The sequence below is a fragment of the Amycolatopsis sp. NPDC051371 genome (assembly GCF_040682155.1).
In the GTDB taxonomy this organism is placed as follows: Bacteria; Actinomycetota; Actinomycetes; order Mycobacteriales; family Pseudonocardiaceae; genus Amycolatopsis.
This window is the reverse complement of record NZ_JBFBAG010000006.1, coordinates 79,108-96,612: the sequence shown is the minus strand read 5'-3', so window position 1 is coordinate 96,612 and position 17,505 is coordinate 79,108. Positions and strand designations below refer to the sequence as shown.

The 17,505-nt window shown below is 71.7% G+C and carries 17 protein-coding genes and 1 riboswitch; of the genes, 8 read left to right on the top strand and 9 right to left on the bottom strand.

The genetic code is table 11. The features are described from left to right. The first annotated feature begins 146 nt into the window (after positions 1–146). Positions 147–407 carry a 30S ribosomal protein S20 gene (gene rpsT, locus AB0M59_RS10160; protein WP_360672178.1) on the top strand — a complete coding sequence of 87 codons (261 nt, stop codon included), beginning with the start codon at positions 147–149 and terminating at the stop codon, positions 405–407. 81 nt (positions 408–488) lie between these two features. Here rpsT and holA read toward each other — a convergent pair whose 3' ends face one another. Then, a complete protein-coding gene (gene holA / locus AB0M59_RS10155; RefSeq protein ID WP_364611726.1) occupies positions 489–1,469 on the bottom strand; it encodes a DNA polymerase III subunit delta in 981 nt (326 codons plus the stop codon). 136 nt (positions 1,470–1,605) lie between these two features. Next, a riboswitch (SAM riboswitch) is annotated at positions 1,606–1,739 on the top strand. Between the two features lie 13 nt (positions 1,740–1,752). Here holA and thrC point away from each other — a divergent pair. Continuing rightward, positions 1,753–3,018 carry a threonine synthase gene (gene thrC / locus AB0M59_RS10150; protein WP_364611723.1) on the top strand — a complete coding sequence of 422 codons (1,266 nt, stop codon included), beginning with the start codon at positions 1,753–1,755 and terminating at the stop codon, positions 3,016–3,018. 78 nt (positions 3,019–3,096) lie between these two features. On the opposite strand, the gene AB0M59_RS10145 is transcribed toward thrC, so the two are convergent. The 7 genes from AB0M59_RS10145 to nadD all read right to left on the bottom strand — a co-directional run bounded on the left by AB0M59_RS10145 (position 3,097) and on the right by nadD (position 9,800). Beyond that, the gene (locus tag AB0M59_RS10145; RefSeq protein ID WP_364611720.1) at positions 3,097–5,478 is read right to left on the bottom strand and encodes a ComEC/Rec2 family competence protein; all 2,382 of its coding nucleotides are present in this window, start codon (positions 5,476–5,478) and stop codon (positions 3,097–3,099) included. Then, positions 5,475–6,194: a ComEA family DNA-binding protein gene (locus tag AB0M59_RS10140; RefSeq protein ID WP_364611717.1), complete on the bottom strand. Its 720-nt coding sequence runs from the start codon at positions 6,192–6,194 to the stop codon at positions 5,475–5,477. The genes AB0M59_RS10145 and AB0M59_RS10140 overlap by 4 nt, the downstream gene beginning before the upstream one ends. A gap of 352 nt (positions 6,195–6,546) precedes the next feature. Next, positions 6,547–7,404, bottom strand: a complete 858-nt coding sequence (locus AB0M59_RS10135; protein ID WP_364611714.1) for a DegV family protein — start codon at positions 7,402–7,404, stop codon at positions 6,547–6,549. A gap of 4 nt (positions 7,405–7,408) precedes the next feature. Further along, a complete protein-coding gene (gene octT, locus AB0M59_RS10130; RefSeq protein WP_364611711.1) occupies positions 7,409–8,137 on the bottom strand; it encodes a diglucosylglycerate octanoyltransferase in 729 nt (242 codons plus the stop codon). A gap of 3 nt (positions 8,138–8,140) precedes the next feature. Then, positions 8,141–8,755: a histidine phosphatase family protein gene (locus AB0M59_RS10125; protein ID WP_364366629.1), complete on the bottom strand. Its 615-nt coding sequence runs from the start codon at positions 8,753–8,755 to the stop codon at positions 8,141–8,143. Then, positions 8,752–9,147 carry a ribosome silencing factor gene (gene rsfS, locus AB0M59_RS10120; RefSeq protein WP_003067112.1) on the bottom strand — a complete coding sequence of 132 codons (396 nt, stop codon included), beginning with the start codon at positions 9,145–9,147 and terminating at the stop codon, positions 8,752–8,754. Before rsfS ends, AB0M59_RS10125 begins: the two co-directional genes overlap by 4 nt. Positions 9,148–9,206: 59 nt before the next feature. After that, the gene (gene nadD, locus AB0M59_RS10115; RefSeq protein ID WP_364611708.1) at positions 9,207–9,800 is read right to left on the bottom strand and encodes a nicotinate-nucleotide adenylyltransferase; all 594 of its coding nucleotides are present in this window, start codon (positions 9,798–9,800) and stop codon (positions 9,207–9,209) included. Positions 9,801–9,973: 173 nt separating this feature from the next. On the opposite strand from nadD, the gene AB0M59_RS10110 reads away from it, so the two are divergent. The 5 genes from AB0M59_RS10110 (at position 9,974) to AB0M59_RS10090 (ending at position 15,943) form a co-directional block, all read left to right on the top strand. Next, entirely contained in the window at positions 9,974–12,085 is a 2,112-nt protein-coding gene (locus AB0M59_RS10110; RefSeq protein ID WP_364611705.1) for a RecQ family ATP-dependent DNA helicase, read from the top strand. 98 nt (positions 12,086–12,183) lie between these two features. Beyond that, entirely contained in the window at positions 12,184–13,470 is a 1,287-nt protein-coding gene (locus AB0M59_RS10105) for an MFS transporter (protein WP_364611702.1), read from the top strand. Positions 13,471–13,539: 69 nt separating this feature from the next. Then, entirely contained in the window at positions 13,540–15,261 is a 1,722-nt protein-coding gene (gene argS / locus AB0M59_RS10100; protein WP_364611699.1) for an arginine--tRNA ligase, read from the top strand. An 11-nt stretch (positions 15,262–15,272) separates the two neighbouring features. Next, positions 15,273–15,662 carry a PPOX class F420-dependent oxidoreductase gene (locus tag AB0M59_RS10095; RefSeq protein WP_364611696.1) on the top strand — a complete coding sequence of 130 codons (390 nt, stop codon included), beginning with the start codon at positions 15,273–15,275 and terminating at the stop codon, positions 15,660–15,662. Further along, positions 15,659–15,943, top strand: coding sequence for an antibiotic biosynthesis monooxygenase family protein (locus AB0M59_RS10090; RefSeq protein ID WP_364611693.1), 285 nt, complete (start codon positions 15,659–15,661; stop codon positions 15,941–15,943). The genes AB0M59_RS10095 and AB0M59_RS10090 overlap by 4 nt, the downstream gene beginning before the upstream one ends. On the opposite strand, the gene AB0M59_RS10085 is transcribed toward AB0M59_RS10090, so the two are convergent. Beyond that, positions 15,913–16,512 (bottom strand): TetR/AcrR family transcriptional regulator, encoded by a 600-nt coding sequence (locus AB0M59_RS10085; RefSeq protein ID WP_364611690.1) that lies wholly within the window; start codon positions 16,510–16,512, stop codon positions 15,913–15,915. The genes AB0M59_RS10090 and AB0M59_RS10085 overlap by 31 nt on opposite strands. A gap of 61 nt (positions 16,513–16,573) precedes the next feature. Between AB0M59_RS10085 and AB0M59_RS10080 the strand changes: the two genes are divergently transcribed. Continuing rightward, on the top strand, positions 16,574–17,287 hold the full coding sequence (locus tag AB0M59_RS10080; protein ID WP_364611687.1) for an SDR family oxidoreductase: 714 nt from the start codon (positions 16,574–16,576) through the stop codon (positions 17,285–17,287). Positions 17,288–17,505: the final 218 nt, after the last annotated feature.

Genomic DNA, 17,505 nt, shown 5'->3' with positions numbered 1-17,505 from the left:
GTCCCGGCGGCGGGGGTCGCGAGCTGGGCTGTTAAAGTTGTCGCTCGCTGCCCGTGCGGCATTCCGTCATGGAGGAAGCCTGCTCTTTCGAGCGGGGCCAATTCAGCGCGGCGGCGAATCTCACCGAGTGAAACAGGAGTTGCCCTATGGCCAACATCAAGTCGCAGATCAAGCGCATCACGACGAACGAGAAGGCGCGTCTGCGCAACCAGGCGATCCGGTCCTCGGTGAAGACCGCGATCCGCAAGGTCCGCGAAGCCGCCGAGGCCGGCGACAAGGCCAAGGCCGTCGAGCTGCAGCGCGACGCCGCCCAGAAGCTGGACAAGGCCGTCTCGAAGGGCGTCCTGCACGCCAACCAGGCCGCCAACAAGAAGTCGGCGCTGGCGAAGCGCGTCAACGCGCTCTGAGCCGGTCGATTTCTGGCTGTTTGATCTCCAAGAAGGCCCCGGCTTCGGCCGGGGCCTTCTTCATGTCCGGGGCAGGCGCGCTCAGCGGTCGCCCTTGGCGGCCGCCACCTGGAGGACCGCGCGCTCCAGTGCGTAACCCGGGTCGGCTGCGACACCCTTGACCTCGGCGTTCAGCCTCGCCACCACGCGCATCGCCGTCGCCAGGCCGTCCTGGTTCCAGCCGCGGGACTGGCCCTGGGCCTTGCGGATCTTCCACGGCGGCATGCCCAGCTCGCCGGCCAGCTGATTCGGGTTGCCCCGGCCCGCGCCCGAGACCCGGGCGATCGTGCGGACCGCGTCGGCCAGTGCGTCCGCGACCAGGACGTGCGGGACGCCCAGCTGCATCGCCCAGCGCAGCGACTCCAGCGCCGCCGAGCGATCGCCGCTCACGGCCTTCTCCGCGACCGCGAACCCGGTCACGTCCGCGCGGCCGCGGTGGTAGCGGCGGACCGCTTCGGCGTCGACGGACCCGCCGGCGTCCGCCACCAGCTGCGTCGCCGCCGAGGAGAGTTCCCGCAGGTCAGAACCCACGGCATCGATCAGCGCGGCGACCCCCGCCGGGTCGATCTTGCCGCCCGCGCGGCGCACCTCGTGCCGCACGAACTGCTCGCGCTCGGCCGGCTTGGTCATCTTCGGGCACTCCGTGACCTCGGCGCCGGCCTTCTTCAGCGCCGCCGGAAGCGTCTTGCCCGCCTTGCTGCGGCCGCCGCCGGTGTGCACGACGACCAGGACGACGCCGTCCGCCGGGTCCTTCAGGTAGGACGCCACCGCGTCGGACAGCTCCTGCGAGATGTCCTGCGCCGACTCCAGGACGATCACGCGGCCTTCGCTGAACAGCGACGGGCTGACGAGTTCGGCCAGCTCGGGGGCTGTGAGATCCGACACCCGGACCCTGGTCAGCTCGGCCGTGGCGTCGATCGCGCGGGCCGCCGCGAGCGTCTCGCGGACGGCGCGCTCGATCAGCAGTTCTTCCTCGCCCAAGACCAGGATCAGCGGGGCCGGGGCGGTGGCTTGCGCGGTCACGGAAGGATCCTCTCACTTGCGGTGTCGTGCGCCCGCTCCGGTGATGTCGAGCGGCCACCATGGCACGGCGTGAGCGCCATGTCGTACGGTGTCCTGGAGGCAGCGCGCCGGTTGGCGCGCGCCGACAACCGAATACCGCTCATCCAGAGGGGCAGAGGGAACGGCCCGACGAAGCCCCGGCAACCGGCGTACAGCCCGTCATCCCGCGATCGCGGGGTAGCTGACGACCACGGTGCCAATTCCGGCCCGCTTCGGCGGGGCAGATGAGGAAAGGAACCTCGCGATGACCGCCACCCTCGGAACGTCCTCCACCACCAAGACCCCGGATCTCGGTCCCGCTGTCGAACTGGTGTCGAAGGAAGAGGGCCACCGGCAGCCGCTCGCCCCCGAGTTCGTCTCCGCCGAGGACTTCTCGCCGCTCGAGGTCGCCTACGACTTCGGCCGCGTCCGCCGCGAAGACATCGAGGCCGGCCCCAAGAACATCTGGCGCTACAAGAAGCTCCTCCCGGTCCCGTCCAACGTCGAAGAGATCCCGAACACCGAGCCCGGCGCGACCCGGCTCATCCGCGCCGACCGCCTGGCCAAGGAGCTCGGCCTCAAGCGCGTGTGGGTCAAGGACGACACCGGCAACCCGACGCACTCCTTCAAGGACCGCGTCGTCGCCGTCGCGCTGGCCGCGGCCCGCGAGTTCGGGTTCGAGGTGCTCGCCTGTCCGTCGACCGGCAACCTGGCCAACGCGACGGCCGCCGCGGCGGCCCGCGCGGGCTGGCGGTCGGTCGTGCTGATCCCGAAGACCCTCGAGCGCGCCAAGATCCTCACCACCGCGGTCTACGACGGCGACCTGATCGCCGTCGACGGCAACTACGACGACGTCAACCGCCTCGCCACCGAGCTCGCCGGTGAGCACCCGAAGTGGGCGTTCGTGAACGTGAACGTCCGGCCGTACTACTCGGAAGGCTCGAAGACGCTGGCCTTCGAGGTCGCCGAGCAGCTCGGGTGGCGCATCCCGCCGCAGATCGTCGTGCCGATCGCCTCCGGTTCGCAGCTGACCAAGGTGGACAAGGGTTTCCGCGAGCTGGGCCAGCTCGGTCTCGTGGACGCCAGCCCGTACAAGGTGTTCGGCGCCCAGGCGACCGGCTGCTCGCCGGTGTCGGCCGCGTTCCGCGCCGGCCAGGACGTCGTCCAGCCGGTGAAGCCGGACACGATCGCCAAGTCGCTGGCAATCGGCAACCCGGCCGACGGCCCGTACGTGCTCGACATCGTCAACCGCACCGGCGGCGCGATCGAGGACGTCACCGACGAAGAGGTCGTCGAAGGCATCCGGCTGCTGGCCCGCACCGAAGGCATCTTCACCGAGACCGCGGGCGGGGTCACCGTCGCGACGGCGAAGAAGCTGGTCGAGACGGGCAAGCTGGACCCGGACGTCGAGACGGTGCTCCTGATCACCGGCGACGGCCTCAAGACCCTCGACGCCGTCGAGAACCACATCGGCCCGAAGGCGACGGTGGCCGCGTCCGCCAAGGCCGTGAACGAAGCGCTCGGTTACTGACGTCCACCGCCGGGGCGGGCCTCCTCGGCCCGCCTCGGCGAGTGCCTCCTTTCTCGTTGTAAGGCAGGCGGTTTCCGTTCAGCGGCGGGGCGGACCACGCGGCTCGCCCCGGCGCGCTACCGCCGGGCCGGCCGGGTCACCGACCACCGCGGTGTCGCCGTCCACGTCGGTCCGCGTCACCAATGCACCCAGTGCCGTCAAGGTGTCCATTGTGGACTTGTTCGGGTGCCCGTAGGTGTTGCCCGCGCCCACGCTGACCAACGCCACCCGCGGCGCCACGGCCGCGAGGAACGGCGGCAGCGAATAGCGCGAGCCGTGGTGCGGGACTTTCAACACCTCCGCCTTCAGGTCGTCGCCGTCGGCCAGCAGGTCGGCCTGGGCCGCCAGCTCGACGTCGCCGGTCAGGAGCACCCGGCCGGCCGGGGTCCGCGCTCGCAGGACCACCGAGCTGTTGTTGATCGTCGTGCCGTCCTGCTGCCCGGCCGAGCGCTCCGGCACGTAACGCGGGCCGAGCACGTCGAGTGACAGCCCGGGCCACGCCAGCCGCTCCCCCGCGTTCAGCTCCACCAGCGGCACGTTCTGCCGCTTCGCCTCCGCGGCGACCTGCCGCCACGCCCACTCCGGCGCCCGCCCCGGGCCGACGGCGATCCCGCCGACCGCCCGGCCGTCGAAGACCGACGCCAGCCCGCCGATGTGGTCGGCGTGCAGGTGGCTCAGCACCAGCAGCGGGATCCGGTCGACCGCCAGCCGGTGCAGGCACTCGTCCACCGGGCCCGGCTCGGGTCCGGTGTCCACGACGACCGCACGTCCCGGCTCGGTGGTCGCCAGCACGACCGCGTCGCCCTGCCCGACGTCGCACTCGACCATCGCCCAGTTCCGCGGTGGCCACGCCGGCGCGAGCACCCGGACCGGCACGAACACCAGGAGCGCGCCGACGACCAGCACCGCCATCGCCAGCCGCACGCGCCGGTGACGGGCGGCCAGCACCAGCACCACCAGCACGGCGGCGGCGAGCAGGCCGCCCGACCAGCCGCCGGGCCAGGCGACGACCGCGCCGGGAGCCCGCGCGCCATGGCGCGCCACGGTGATCAGCCACCGGGCCTCCGGATCGGCCAGGTGCACCAGCACCTTCCCGGCGTCCGGCCACCACGGGCCGAGCACCGTCGCCAGCACGCCGAGCACCGTCGCCGGGGCCACCACAGGAGCGGCGAGGACGTTGGTCAGCACCGAAACCAGGCTCACCGAGCCCGCCATGCCCGCGATGACCGGCGCCGTCACCAGGAAGGCGGCCAACGGGATCGCCAGTCCTTCGGCGAACCCCGGCGGGACGCCGCGACGAGCCAGCGCGGTGGCCCAGCGGGGCGCGATGAGGACCAGCCCGGCCGTGGCGAACACCGACAGCGCGAACCCGAAGTCCGTCGCCATCGCCGGATCCGTCACCACCAGCACGCACACCGCGAACGCCAGCGCCGGCAACGCCGAGCCTCGCTTGCCCAGCGCAAGGGCCAGCAACGCGACCGCCGCCATCACCCCTGCCCGCAGCACGCTCGGCTCCGGCCCGACCAGGACGAGGAAGCCGGCCAGGCACGCGCCGGCCGCCACCGCCGACAGCCGCGGCCCGAGCCGCAGCAAGCGCAGCAACAGCAGCACCGCGCCGCACGCCACGGCGAGGTTTCCCCCGCTGACAGCGGTCAGGTGGGCGAGCCCGGCGGTGACGAACTCCTGCTCGACCCGCGGCGACAACCCACTCGTGTCGCCCAGGACGAGCCCCGGCAGCAGACCGGCCGGTTCGTCCGGCAGGACCTGGCACAGGTCGTGGAGTCCGGCGCGCAGCCCGGCCGCGGTCCGCTGCCACCACGGGGCCGGCCCGAGGTCGCCCGGCGGGCCGCGCACGGACAGCACCGCGACGGTCAGGTCCGAGCCGCGCGGCGGCATCAGGAGCCCGGTCGCCGTCACGTCCTGGCCCGGCAGCAGCGAAGCCCACTGAGCGACCGGCGCCAGCAGCAGGACGCGTCCGGACGACGTGACCGGCCGGCCGTCGACCGACGCCGTGCGGACGTCGGCCGTCAGCACCACCGACCGGGCACCGGCCTGCTGATCGGCATAACCGGCACTGCGCACGGGCTTCGGGCGCTCGGCGACGACGACCCGCAACGACGCGGGCAGCCCGTCGGCCGAAACCGCGCGGAGGTCGTCACGCTGCGCGTCCCGGATCCGCCAGGCCACCGGTCCCGCGGCGACGAGTCCCAGCACCAGCAGGGCCGCTGCCGCGCCGAGCGCCCGGGGACGCCCTCGCGCCCGCCAGAGCACCAGCCCGGCGAGCACCGCCGAAGCGAGGCCGACGGCGATCGCCGTCCACCAGCCCAGCAACAGGCCGCCGAGTGCGGCGAGCCAGCACGCCAGCGCCGCCGGGACGAGCCGCATGTCCTGCCGGGTGTCGGTCGTGGGAAGGGTGCTCATCCGACCGTCACCTGCTCGCGCAGCTTTTCGAACTTGCTTTCCCCGATGCCGCCGACGTCGCGCAGTTGCTCGACCTTCGTGAAGCCGCCGTGCTCGGTGCGCCACTGGACGATCCGCTGGGCCGTCACCTCGCCGACGCCGGGCAGCGTGTCCAGCTGGTCCGTACTCGCCGCGTTGAGGTCGACCTTCGCGCCCGCCGGCGCACCGGCCGGCGCGGTGGCGGGCGCCGGGATGCCGACCGCGAGCTGCTCCCCGTCGGTCACCCGGCGGGCGAGGTTGAGCGCGCTCAGGTCCGCGCCGGGCTCGGCGCCGCCCGCGGCCCGCAGCACGTCCGCGACGCGGGCGCCCTGGACCACGGTGACCAGGCCGGGCGACCGGACGCGGCCGATCACGCTGACGACGAGACCGGCCTGGGGTGCGGCCCGGGCCGACGCCTCGCTCGCCGGTTTCGCGCTGGGCAGGGCGGGCGGTGGCTCGGGCGCCGGCGGGCCGCCGAAGAGCGCGACCGAGCCGAGGACGATCACCACGACCGACACGAGGACACCGGCGAACGCCCACCGGCGGCGGCCGGCACCGGCCGGTCCGCCCGGCAGCCAGCGCCGGACCAGCCGGCCGCCGGGCCCGACCGTGCTCGCGTCGGGCGAGAGCTGGTCGGCCAGCCAGGCGAGCCGGTCGTTGACGGGAGGGCCCGGATCCCGGGCGGGCTGCTCGAACACACGATCGACGTTAGGGCTCGCGGGGTGGCGTCCGACAGGGGTGCCGCCGCGTCCTGTGGACAACCGGGGTGATGTGGACGGATCCACCCCACCCGGGCCGGGAACGGCCGTTTCCGTCGTACCCGGGTGGCATGCTGGAGGGTTCGGCGTGCCGGCGTGCCGGCGTGCCGGCTGTTGTGCGTCCGAGTCTCGTCGACAGCGCGGCGGCGAGTGCGAACGTCTTGAATGACTCATTCAGGTCTTCGGAGGTCTTGAATGACTCATTCAAGACCTTTGGTCCGGCTACGCGCCTGGCCGGGCCGGGGCCCCGGCTCAAGCGGCCCGGACGTCGAACGACTTGCCACGCGCGACGCTAGCGGCGGGAGGGAACCGTCCGCTGGACGACCACCCCGAGCACCCCGGGCCCGGTGTGGGCTCCGATCACCGCCCCCAGCTCGGAAACCACACAGCCCGCCGACCGCGGCACGGCCTCTTCGAGCCGGTTCGCCAGCTCGACCGCCCGCTCCGGCGACGCGAGGTGGTGGACGGCCAGCTCGACGTCGTCGTCCCGCGCGGCTTGGGCGGCGAGCTCGACCAGCCGCGCGAGCGCCCGGTTCATCGTGCGGACCTTCTCCAGCGGCAGGATCCGGCCTTCGGACATGTGCAGCACCGGCTTCACTGCGAGCGCCGTGCCGAGCAGCGCCGCCGCCGGGCCGATCCGGCCGCCGCGGCGCAGGTGGTCGAGCGTCTCCACGACGAACAACGTCGACGAGCAGCCGGCCGCGGTCACCGCGGCGGCTTCGACTTCGGCCGCGCCGGACCCGGCGGAGGCAGCCGAAGCGGCGTGCAGCGCGGCGAACCCGAGCCCCATCGCGGTGGTGCGCGAGTCGACCACGCGGACCCGGTCCGGCCCGACTTCCTGAGCCGCCAGCACCGCCGCTTCCCAAGTGCCCGACAACTCTCGCGAGAGGTGCACCGAAACGATCGAGTCCGCGCCGTCGGCGAAAGCAGCGCGGTATTCCGCGACGAACTCCGTGGGCGTCGGCCGGGACGTCGTGACGATCTTTCGCTGGCTCATCGCTTCGGCGACCGCCGCCGGACCGGTCTCGACGCCGTCAAGGGAAACCACGCCGTCGACCAGGACGTGCAGCGGCACCACCCGGACCGCGTGCCGTTCGGCGAAGCCCTCCGGCAGGTGGGCGGTGGAATCCGTGACTACGGCGACCGACACGCCGTCAGCCTACGTGGCCGGGGGCCAGCACCGGCGCCATCAACACGGACATCGCGTCGCCCACCGACGCGTGCCCCTTCCAGCCCCAGTGCATGCCGTCCGGGTTGCCTTCGCCGCTCAGGACGTGCTCTCCGACAACAGCTTCGAGGTCCAGCAACGGAACTCCCGCTCGCGCGCCCCAGGCCGCCATCGCGGCCGCCGCGGCCGGCCGCGCGGTGTGCACGCCACCGTAGGCCGCCGCCCGGTGCACCGAGGGCAACATGCTGAAGATCGGCAGTTCGGGGCGCAAGACGCGCAACGCGCCCACCGCCGTGTCGAGGTACTGCACGGTGAGCTTGGCCGGCAGCACCACGGGACGACCGCGGAACGCGATCGACAGCTGGGGCTGCGCGGCCAGATAAGCCTTGCGCACCACCCGCCGAACGGGGTCGGGCCGCAGGTACTTCAGCCCCGTGCGCAGGTAGGTCGGCAACGGCGACGGCAGCGTGTCCATGCTGCCGACCGCCAGCACGACCGCGTCGACGTGGTGCAGATCGGCCCAGACGCGCGGGTCGCCGGTCAGCGACCACCAGGCATCGCGCGCGGTCCAGCCGATCCCGGCGACCAAGTCTGCGGTGCCGCCGAGGGCGGCCGCGGCGATGTTGGGCCACAGCCGCGGTTCGTCCGCGGCGCAGGGTCCTTCGGGACCGTGAAAGCTCAGCGAATCGCCGAACACGAGCAGGCGCGGCCCCATCGGCTAGCCGTGCATCCCCGCGTTGTAGGCCTGCAGCCGCCACTTCCCGTCGCGCGCGCCCAGCTCGACCCAGTGGCAGTTCGAGATCCCGCCCAGCGACGGCCAGGTCTCCACCGGCAGGTTCAGCAGCCGTGCGGTGAGCGCGGTGATCAGCCCGCCGTGCGCGGCCAGCAGCACGGTGTCGCCCACCGAGGAGTTGGCCTGCTGCAGATCGGTGACCACTTCGCTCGCGCGGTCGGCGACGTCGAGTCGGTTCTCCCCGCCCGGCGGCGCCCAGGTCGCGTCCTTGCGCCAGCGGTCGCGTTCACCGGGGTAGGCCTCGTCGACCTCCGCGCCGGTGAGCCCCTGCCATTCGCCGAGGTGCGTCTCGCGCAGCCGCTTGTCGATCCGCAGCGGGACGCCGATCGCGTCGGTGAGCACGGTGGCCGTGTCGGTGGCGCGGCGCAGGTCGGACGCGATGACGAGGTCCGGGGAGAACCGGGCCAGCGCGGGGACCGCGAACCGGGCCTGGTTCCAGCCGACCGGCGTCAGCGCCGAGTCGAGGTGCCCCTGCATCCGCCCGGCGGCGTTGTAGTCCGTCTCGCCGTGGCGCCAGAGCACGAGCCGCCGGGGGCTCACGGGACGTCCGGATCCTCGTCGGCGGGCGGCTCTTCGAGACCGGCCACCTCGATGCGCGGGCAGTCCTTCCACAGCCTTTCGAGGCCGTAGAACGTGCGCTCTTCGACGTGCTGGACGTGCACGACGACGTCGACGTAGTCCAGCAGGACCCAGCGGCCCTCGCGGGCGCCTTCACGGCGGACCGGCTTGTGCCCGCTCTCCCGCAGCTTTTCTTCGACGTTGTCGACGATCGCGCCGACCAGGCGCTCGTTGGACGCGGAGGCGATGACGAAGGCGTCGGTGATGACGAGCTGCTCGGACACGTCCAGCACGACTACGTCGCTGGCCTTCTTGTCCGCCGCCGCGTGTGCGGCCGCTACGGCCAGCTCTCGTGCCTCGGACGTGGCTGCCACGGTGCTCCTTCACAGATCGGGTTCGCCCGAGAAGAGTACCCGCCGCGACCAGCGGCGCTTCAGTCGCTCTTCCGGTAGAGATCCTTCTTCGCGATGTAGCGGACGACGCCGTCGGGAACGAGGTACCAGACCGGCTCCCCCCGTTCGACGCGGTCGCGGCAGCCGGTCGACGAGATCGCCATCGCGGTGACCTCGACGAGGCTCACCTTGCCGCTGGGCAGGTGGTGCGAATTGAGCCGGTAGCCGGGCCGCGTGACGCCGATGAAGTGCGCGAAGTCGAACAGCTCGTCGGCCTTGTGCCAGGTCAGGATCTGTTCGAGAGCGTCGGCGCCGGTGATGAAGTAGAGCTGGTCCTCGGGGTACTCGGCGTGGAGGTCGCGCAGGGTGTCGACGGTGTAGGTCTGGCCGGCGCGATCGATGTCGACGCGGCTGACCGAGAAGACCGGGTTGGACGCGGTCGCGATGACCGTCATCAGGTAGCGGTCTTCGGCCTTGGTCACCTGGCGGCTGGTCTTCTGCCACGGCTGGCCGGTGGGGACGAAGATCACTTCGTCGAGCCCGAACCGGGACTGGACCTCGCTGGCCGCGACGAGGTGGCCGTGGTGCACGGGGTCGAACGTGCCGCCCATGACCCCGATCCGCCGTGGTGACATGACTCGGGAGCCTATACATCGCGCGCGCGAGACGTCGGGTGCTGTTCACCACCTCCCCCGACCGGGCAGTAGATGTGATTCAGGTCACATAACCACCCGTATTCGACACGAACGGTCCGTTCGCGCCGCCGCCGATTCCCGGATCGTCGGTGCCATGGGGTAGACGTGGGGACGTGGACACGACCAGCACCACCTCAGCACTCCGCGACCGCGCCGAGACCCTCCTCCGGGCCCTGGCCGGCGACTCGGCGAAGCTGCGCGAAGACCAGTGGACGGCCATCGAGGCCCTGGTCGCGCAGCGGCGTCGCGCGCTGGTCGTGCAGCGCACCGGCTGGGGCAAGTCGGCGGTGTACTTCCTGGCCACGGCGCTGCTGCGGGAACAGGGCAGCGGGCCGACGGTCATCGTCTCGCCCCTGCTCGCCCTGATGCGCAACCAGATCTCGGCGGCGGCCCGGGCCGGGATCCACGCGGCGACGATGAACTCCGCCAACGCCCAGGAGTGGGACCAGGTCCAGGCGGCGGTGGCGGCCGGCGAGGTGGACGTCCTCCTGGTCAGCCCCGAACGGCTGAACAACCCCGACTTCCGCGACAACGTGCTGCCGAAGCTGACCGCGAGCACCGGACTGCTGGTGGTCGACGAGGCGCACTGCATCTCCGACTGGGGGCACGACTTCCGGCCGGACTACCGCCGCCTGCGCACGCTGCTGGGCGACCTGCCCGACGGCGTGCCGGTCCTGGCGACCACGGCGACGGCGAACGACCGCGTCGTCACCGACGTCGCCGAACAGCTGGGTCTCGGCACGGGCACCGACACGCTCGTGCTGCGCGGCACCCTCGACCGGGAGAGCCTGCGGTTGTCGGTGTGCCGGCTGCCGACGTCCCAGGCGCGGCTGGCCTGGCTCGCCGAGCACCTGGCCGAGCTGCCCGGGTCGGGGATCATCTACACGCTGACCGTGGCGGCGGCGCACGACGTCGCGTCGCTGCTCAAGGACCGCGGTTACCCGGTGGCGGCCTACACCGGCAAGACCGACCCGGCCGACCGGCAGGCCGCCGAGGACGACCTGCTCGGCAACCGGGTCAAGGCGCTGGTCGCGACGTCCGCGCTGGGCATGGGGTTCGACAAGCCGGACCTCGGCTTCGTCGTGCACCTCGGGGCGCCGTCGTCGCCGATCGCGTACTACCAGCAGGTCGGCCGCGCCGGGCGTGGCGTGGAACGCGCCGAGGTGGTGCTGCTGCCCGGCGAGGAGGACAAGGCGATCTGGGCGTACTTCGGGTCACTCGCCTTCCCCGACGAGCTGCGGGTGACCCAGGTGCTGAACACGCTCTCCTACGCCGACCGTCCACTTTCGACGGCCGCGCTCGAGCCGTCGGTCGAGCTTTCCCGGTCGCGGCTGGAGATGGTGCTCAAGGTCCTGGACGTCGACGGCGCGGTGCGGCGCGTCAAGGGCGGCTGGACGAGCACGGGCGAGGACTGGCAGTACGACCGCGGGCGCTACAAGCGCGTCGCGGAGGCCCGCCAGCGCGAGCAGGACGCGATGCTCGGCTACCTGGCGACCGACGGCTGCCGGATGGAGTACCTGCGCCGCCAGCTCGACGACCCGGAGGCGGCGCCGTGCGGGCGGTGCGACAACTGCACGGGCCAGTACTGGGACACCGCGGTGGCCGACGACGTCGCCGAGGCGACCCGGGAACGGCTGCAGCGTCCCGGCGTCGAGGTCGCGCCCCGTAAGCAGTGGCCCACCGGAATGTCCTCTTTGGACGTTCCCGTCTCCGGCCGGATCTCGGCCGACGACCAGGCCGAGCCGGGCCAGGTGCTCGGGCGGCTCACCGACGTCGGGTGGGGCAACCGGCTGCGGGAGCTCGTCGGCCCAGGCGCCCAGGACACCGACGTGCCCGACTCGGTGTTCAAGGCCTGCATCCAGGTGCTCGCCGGCTGGCAGTGGGCGGAACGTCCGGTCGCGGTGGTGGCGGTGCCGTCGTCGACGCGGCCGAGGCTCGTCTACAGCCTGGCGACGCGGCTGGCCGACGTCGGCAAGCTGGACTTCCTGGGCGCGCTCGACGCGGACGGCCCGCCGCCGCGTCAGGCGAACAGCGCGCAGCGGCTGGCCGACCTGTGGAAGCGGCTGAGCATGCCGGCCGACCTCGCGGCCACGTTGCCTGGCGGACCGATCCTGCTGGTCGACGACGTCATCGACACGGGCTGGACGATGACGCTGGCCTCGCGGCTGCTGCGGCGGGCCGGGGCGCCCGCGGTGCTGCCGTTCGCGCTGGCCAGCACGGCCTGAGGGAGGGGAGGACGGAGAACCCGGGCAGTCAGGATCTTTCGGACTGCGAACGATTGTGGCAAAGTCCCGTTGCACCTTCGGGTGATGTGGAGGCCGCCATGACCGAGTCCACCGTGCAGGTATCCCAGCCGCACCGGCTGCCGGTGCGCAAGCTGTTCGCGGCGAGCGCGGGCAATGCGCTGGAGTGGTTCGACTGGACGATCTACGCGACGTTCAGCATCTACTTCGCCAGCGCGTTCTTCCCGGCCGGGAACGACACGCTCGCGCTGATCAACACGTTCGCCACCTACGCGCTCGCGTTCTTCTTCCGCCCGCTCGGCGGAATCCTGCTCGGACGCTTCGCGGACACCCGCGGCCGCAAGCCCGCCATGATCCTCACCATCCTGCTGATGGCCGGCGGCTCGGTCGCGATCGGGCTGCTGCCGACGTTCTCGCAGGTCGGCTGGCTGGCGCCGATCCTGCTGCTGCTCGCGCGCATCGCGCAGGGACTGTCGCTCGGCGGTGAGGTGTCGAACGCGTCGGCGTACCTGGGCGAGATCGCGCCGCCGGAGCGTCGCGGCCGGTACTCGGCGTTCTTCTACATCTCGACCGGGACGGCCGTGCTGATCGCGACCGTCCTCGGGTTCGTCCTGGCCCGGGCGCTGGACAAGGCGCAGCTCGCGTCCTGGGGCTGGCGGGTGCCGTTCCTGCTGGGCGGCGTCTTCGGCCTGGTCGGGCTGTGGCTGCGCCGCAGCCTCGCCGAGACCGAGCTGTTCGAGCAGACGAAGGCCAAGGCGCGGAAACTCGAGCGTCCGCTGCTGACGACGCTGACCCACCACCCGAAGGCCGTCGTCAGGCTCGTCGGCTTCACGATGCTCTCGACCCTTTGCTACTACACGTTCTTCAGCGCGCTCACGTCGTTCGCGGTGAAGAACCGGCACGCCGACGCGGACGCCGTGTTCCTCGCGTTGTCCGTCGGCACGGCGCTGTTCATCGCCCTGCAGTACCCGATGGGTGCGCTCGCGGACCGGGTCGGACGGAAGCCGCAGCTGCTCGTCTGGTCGGGGGCGACCGCGGTCGTCGTCGTGCCGCTGTCGACCTTGATCGGCCCCGGCATCGGCGGCCTGCTCGTCGTGTTCTGCGTCGGGCTCGGGCTGTACACGGCGATGACGTCGATCGCACCGGCCATCATGAGCGAGCTGTTCCCGACGGAACTGCGCGGGCTGGGGATCGGCGCCTGGTACAACCTGACCGTCGCGATCTTCGGCGGCACCGCGCCGCTGCTCATCACCGTCTTCGGCGCTGTCTCGCAGACGCTCTACTTCTGGTACGTCGCGGCCGGCGCGGCGATCGCGTTCGCCGTCATCCTCACGCTGCCCGAAACCAAGGACAGCGAGCTGCGGTAAACCCTTCGTCACCGGCCGGTCACGCTCGCTACGCTGCGTGCTCCGAGACCGAGCCGAAGGAGGGACACCGTGCAGACCGCCGACGTTACCGAGGAGCTGGCGCGCCGCGTGGTGGCCGCCGCCGGCACGGCACTGGACATCGAGCTGACGCCGGAGCAGGCGCTGGTCCAGGCATCGCCGCGCGAAGGCGTCGACTACCAGGCCAACCTCGCGATGAGCCTGGGCAAGCGGCTCGGCCGGCCGCCGCGCGAAATCGCGGAATCCCTTGCCGGGGCGCTGAAACTCGGCGGCATCGCCGACCCACCCGAGGTCGCCGGGCCCGGGTTCCTCAATTTCGTGCTGCGCAAGCAATGGCTCGAGGACCGCACGGCCGCGCTGCTCGGCGATCCGCGTCTCGGTGTGCCGGAAATCGTGTCACCGCGGCGGATCGCGCTGGACTACAGCAGCCCGAACGTCGCGAAGGAGATGCACGTCGGGCACCTGCGCACGACCGTGATCGGGGACGCGCTGGCGCGCCTGTTGCGGTTCGCCGGGCACGAAGTGCTGCCGCACAACCACCTCGGCGACTGGGGCACGCCGTTCGGCATGCTCATCGAGCATCTCCTCGACGTGCCGGCCGGGCACCGCGCCATCGCCGATCTGGACGCGTTCTACCGCGAAGCGCGGCACAAGTTCGACAGCGACGAAGCGTTCGCGACGCGGTCACGCAAGCGCGTCGTGCTGCTGCAGAGCGGCGACGAAGAAACCCTGACCGTCTGGCGGGAGCTCGTCGCCGAGTCGACACGACACTTCGACGAGGTCTACGCGCTGCTCGGCATCACCTTGACGGACCAGGACATCTACGGCGAGAGCTTCTACAACCCGTACCTCGCCGCGGTGGTCGACGATCTCGAGAAGGCCGGGCTGACCGAGGTCAGCGACGGCGCGATCTGCGTGTTCCCCGACGGGTTTCGCAACCGCGAGGGCGATCGACTGCCGCTGATCGTCCGCAAGCGCGACGGCGGTTACGGGTACGCCGCGACCGATCTGGCCACCCTCCGGTACTGGACGGCCGAGCGCGGCGCGACCGACCTCCTCTACGTCGTCGGAACGCCGCAGGCACAGCACTTCGCGATGCTGTTCGCCGTCTGCCGCGCCGCGGGCTGGCTGACCGGGCACGCCGAGCACATCGGCTTCGGCACGGTGCTGGGCGCGGACGGCAAGACCATGCGGACCCGCTCCGGCGACACCGTCAAGCTGGCCGACCTGCTCACCGAAGCCGTGACGCAGGCCGCCGCGGTCGTCGCCGAACGCAGTGAACTCGACGCGGCGGGGCAGGCCGCCGTCGCCCGGGCGGTCGGCATCGGCGCGGTCAAGTACGCCGACCTGTCCGGCGACCGCGAACGCGACTACGTCTTCGCCTGGGATCGGATGCTCGCCAAGGAGGGCAACACCTCGGTGTACCTCCAGTACGCGCACGCGCGGACGCGGTCGATCCTCCGGAAGGCGGGCGGAGTGCCCGGCGGTGCGGAAATCATCTTGGAAGCGCCGGCGGAACGGGCCTTGGCGTTAAAGCTGCTCAGGTTCGGCGAAGCACTGAAGGCCGCGACAGACGGCTACGCGCCGCACAAACTCTGCACGTACCTGTACGAGACCGCGGTCGCGTTTTCCCGGTTCTTCGAAGAATGTCCGGTCCTGAAAGCGCCTTCGCCGTCACTGCGCGCGTCCCGGCTGAGGTTGACTACGCTGACGTCGCAAACGCTCGCGCTCGGGCTCTCGCTGCTCGGCATCGAAGCGCCCGACCAGCTTTAGCGGAGATCACCTTGGAACTGCCCGGCGACCTGCTTGCGCTGCTGCGCGAGCCGAGCCTCTGCTTCCTGTCCACCCTGATGCCGGACGGCTCGCCGCAGCTCACCCAGACCTGGGTGGACACCGACGGCACGCACATCCTCGTCAACACCGTGCGGGGCCACCAGAAGCAGCGCAACATCGAGCGCGACCCGCGGGTGGCGCTCAACGTCGCCGACCGCGAACGGCCGTCGCGCTACTACGCGATCCGCGGGCGAGTGCAGGAGATCACCGAGGACGGCGCCGTCGAGCACATCGAGAAGCTGGCGCAGCGCTACCTCGGTGGCCCGTACCCGTGGTGGGGCGGGCGCGACCAGACGCGGCTGCTGCTCACGATCAAGCCGGATCGGATCAACCCGACATGATCATCATCGCCGGCCGGTTGCAGGTCGCTCCCGAAGAGCGCGATGCCTACCTCGAGGGGTGCGCCGAAGCCGTCCGTCTCGCGCGAGAGGCACCCGGCTGCCTCGAGTACGCGCTGGGTGCCGACCTGCTCGACCCCGGCCGGGTGACCGTGTACGAGCGCTGGGAGTCCGACGAGGACCTGGAGCGGTTCCGCGGGTCCGGGCCGTCGGACGAGCAGGCGGCGCAGATCCTCGACGCCTCGGTGGCGCGCTACCGGATTTCGGCGGTCGAAGCGCCGTGATCGGCCAGTAGCACCACCAGTTCACCGGCCAGGTCGCGGCCGATCGGCTCTCGCGTCGCGAGGAGCCGGTACCAGAGCGTCCCGAACACGACGTCGATCACCGTGCGGGAGCTGACTTCCGCGGGCAGTTCGCCGCGCTCGCGGGCGCGGTCGACGATGGTGCCGAGTGCCTCGCGACGGCGGTTGAGGAAGTCTTCGCGGAACCGTTTGCCGAACTCCGGGTCGATCTGCGCCTGCGCCATCAGCGCGCGCAGCGTGTCCGCGACCTGCGCTTTCCCACCCAGTTCGAATGTGCTGCCCAGGAAGCCGGCGAGATCGGCGCGGAACGTCCCCTCGTCGGGGATCGGCACGTAGAGGTCCGCTTTCGTCGCGAGCGCGTCGAGCAGGACGTCGGCCTTCGACGGCCACCAGCGGTAGATCGTCTGCTTGCCGACGCCGGAGCGCGCGGCGATGCCCTCGACGGTCAGCGCGCCGTAGCCCGCCTCCGCGACCAGGTCGAGCGTGGCGGCGAGGATCGCCAATCGGCTCTGCTCGCTGCGCTTGCGGCCGGGACGGGGCTGGTCGGTCATGGGATCCGATGGTAGCGTCGATTTCGAAACGAGACGTACCGGTTCGAAATGGGGAACAAGCATGAGCATCGCTCTCGTCGCCGGCGGCACGTCGGGCATCGGCCTGGCGACCGCGCGGCGGCTGCACGAACAGGGCTACGACGTCCACGTGACCGGACGCGGCAAGGAACGCCTCGACGACGTCGCGGCGAGCGACCCTCACCTGACGGGACATCAAGCCGACGGCGGCGATGCCACGGCGATGGCCGCGCTGACGGAGTCGCTCGGCACGGTCGACGTGCTGGTGGTGAGCCTGTCCGGCGCCGAAGGGATGGGGCCGATCGCTTCGCTGGACCTGGCGATGCTGCGCCGGGCTTTCGACGCGAAGTTTTGGGCGCACCTGACGACAATCCAGGCGGTGCTGCCGCACCTGGCCGAGGACGGGTCGATCACGCTGCTCAGCGCGATCACCGCGCGGGCCGCGATGGCGGGCACGGCGGGGATCGCCGCGCTGAACGCGGCAGTGGAGGCGTTGGTCAAACCGCTGGCGGTGGAACTGGCGCCGCGGCGGGTGAACGCCGTCTCGCCGGGGGTCGTCGACACAGCTTGGTGGAGCGGGTTCCCTGCGGAGGTGCGGGAGGGCTTCTTCGCGCAGACGGCGGCGACGATCCCGTCCCGCCGCGTGGCGACGGCGGACGACGTGGCCGAGGTGGTGGCGCTGGCGGCGACGAACCGCAACCTGAGCGGCACGGTCCTCGAAGCCGACGGCGGTGCCCGGCTGGTCTCGGTCGGCTGAGCGAGACCGGCGCTTTCACGTGAAAGTGCCGTTCGAAGGCACGCCCGAGCCGGACGCGGCGTGATCAGAGGGGCATCACGTGTGATCGCAGGGGAATCTCGCGTGACTGGAGGGGCATCTCGCGTGATTGGAATGGCATCACACGTGATTGGAGGGACGACGCAGTGATGCCCGGCCAATCACACGTGATGCCCGCTCAATCACACGTGATGCCCGCT